Here is a 1,608-nt window from a genome sequence, read left to right as displayed (position 1 = left end):
TAGGGTTCCTATGTAAAGCAGACTTAAGTTATTAACAACTTTTTAAACTGAGCGATATCTTGATGTTTTTCGAGTAAAAAATGCCATCCCCAGCGGCTTGTTGGAAAAGTTGGAAACAACTTTTTGTCCGCCGTAGGCTTAGGACAGAAAAAGTTATTCTGACTTTTCCAACAATGCCACGATTCGTTTTCCTACTCTTTTATTCCATAATTTTTTATTTAAATTCTTAAATCTCAGGCTCCTATTTGTGGTCTAAATCAATAGCCACCAGCATCTGTTTGGTTGTAAGAATAACAAAAATAGCTGCCTGCTTCGTATGTAGCCCATGCTTTAGCACGGCTACCACCCTAGCTTTGCAGTCTATTTTTTCTTATTTCATTGTGAGAACTTTAAGAAAGTTGTTTTTTGATTTTTCGCAACTCTAATTTCTAATTTTACACTTCTTGTTTTTCTAGAATCATATTTTTGTTAATTTGATAAGGAGTTTGTGTCTTAATTACCGATAGTATTCTTCTAGTCATTTTATGAGCTACTTTTACGATAATGTTTTTTACGTTTTTGCCTTGATGTTTTCTATAATATTGTTGCATCTCTAGGTCTTTTCGCACTGCAATCCAAGCGGCTTCAATCAGATAACTTCGCAATTGACTTCTACTTCGAGGGGTAATTCCTAAACATTTTTCGCTACCTCCACTGTTGTGCATTCCAGGTACAATCCCTATAAAACTAGCAAATTGTCCTTCAGTATTAAAACGTCTCAAATCGCCACATTCAGCTATGATAACAGAAGCTAAAAAGCCTCCAATACCAGGGATACTCTTCAATAAATTGTAATCTTCTTTGTGCTCTTTACGGCAATAAGCTCGCATCTGATTGGCAATTTCTAAATATTCTGATTTAATAAATTTGTACATCCTGATTTTTCCTTTCAAAGCCAAATCACCACAAATAGTACTGAACTTGAGCTTTTCTAACCATTCTATAAATCCATTAGGCCAATTCGAATTGTCATATTCTTCGGGAATTTCTATTCCGTGAAACAATAACAAACTCTTAATATGCAATTTAGTTGTCCTCAATTTTTTAGTAACCTGCGTTCGATGTCGTGCCAAACTCGTGAACTGATCTTCGGCTTCGGTAGGAATATTGATTCCTTTTAAAGTGCCGGATTTCAACTGGTTGGATAGATTTTTGGCGTCCAAAGCATCTGTTTTTTGATAGCGTTCTTTGTCACCTGTTTTCACGTCAGCTGGATTGACTACTAAGACATTCCAAGCTAAATTCAAGAAATATCGCGCTACGGAAAATCCGCAACAACCTGCTTCATAAACCAAATACACCTCATGATTGTGAAAATTTTTATTTACATATTCCTCCAAATCGGAAGATTTTGATGGCATCGAATAAGTTTTATGAAAAAACAAATCGGTATGGATTGAAACTGTCCATGTTTTCTTGTGTATATCCAAACCAATATATACTTTTGGACTAGTAGTAATTTGAGCACTCATATCATTAAAGTATTGGCAGACAGTAAAAACTATACTGCAGTTAGTATTTATTTTGAGGCTCAATTTACTGCTTTTACATGGATGCTTCGTTGCGTGC

Annotated in this window: 1 protein-coding gene; it reads right to left on the bottom strand. The window is 35.1% G+C overall.

Going from position 1 to position 1,608, the window contains the following annotated elements; all coding sequences use genetic code 11:
• Positions 1 to 434: 434 nt before the first annotated feature.
• On the bottom strand, positions 435 to 1,511 hold the full coding sequence (locus tag ACP7AV_RS17130) for an IS110 family transposase (RefSeq protein WP_426093006.1): 1,077 nt from the start codon (positions 1,509 to 1,511) through the stop codon (positions 435 to 437).
• Positions 1,512 to 1,608 lie beyond the last annotated feature (97 nt).

This window comes from Flavobacterium sp. DSR3-2, from assembly GCF_049896525.1.
In the GTDB taxonomy this organism is placed as follows: Bacteria; Bacteroidota; Bacteroidia; order Flavobacteriales; family Flavobacteriaceae; genus Flavobacterium.
The sequence above is the reverse complement of the archived record's forward strand: the minus strand, read 5'-3'. Positions and strand labels throughout refer to the sequence as shown.